The organism is Bacillus sp. SIMBA_005 (genome assembly GCF_046535585.1).
Lineage (GTDB): Bacteria > Bacillota > Bacilli > Bacillales > Bacillaceae > Bacillus > Bacillus pumilus.
Window position 1 is genome coordinate 1 of record NZ_JAWRWI010000105.1, and the last position, 356, is coordinate 356.

Below are 356 nucleotides of genomic sequence, written 5' to 3' on the forward strand. Positions count from 1 at the left end.
CATCACGGGCGGTTGCATAACGAACACCGTGTTCGGTTGATGACGCTTAACAACCGAGATGGTTTCACGCCACTGGCGCAGGTAACGCAAGATCCTATTCCCCGAACCGCCAGTAATGTACATGCCTTGGGCATCTAGGTTCTTGGCAAGGTCGTCACTCCGACCGTGGTAGCCGATCCAGTTGACGAACAGTTGCTTGGCCGACGCCTGCGCGTTGGTATCCACGTATAAACTCCCTGGTTGCTCGGCACGATCCCCCTGCCGACGCCGACGGCTTCGACGTCTCGCCGAGTGCTCCCATAGTAGGCGGTGAGCCTGAAGCTACCCAGACTTGCGCTCAGAACCGCCCGTCCCTG

1 protein-coding gene is annotated in these 356 nt (G+C 59.0%); it reads right to left on the reverse strand.

Features of this window, described 5'->3' with window-relative positions; translation table 11 throughout:
- The coding region (locus SB660_RS19315; RefSeq protein ID WP_410583845.1) for a hypothetical protein at positions 1–225 on the reverse strand (225 nt) is incomplete at its 3' end.
- Between the last annotated feature and the right edge of the window lie 131 nt (positions 226–356).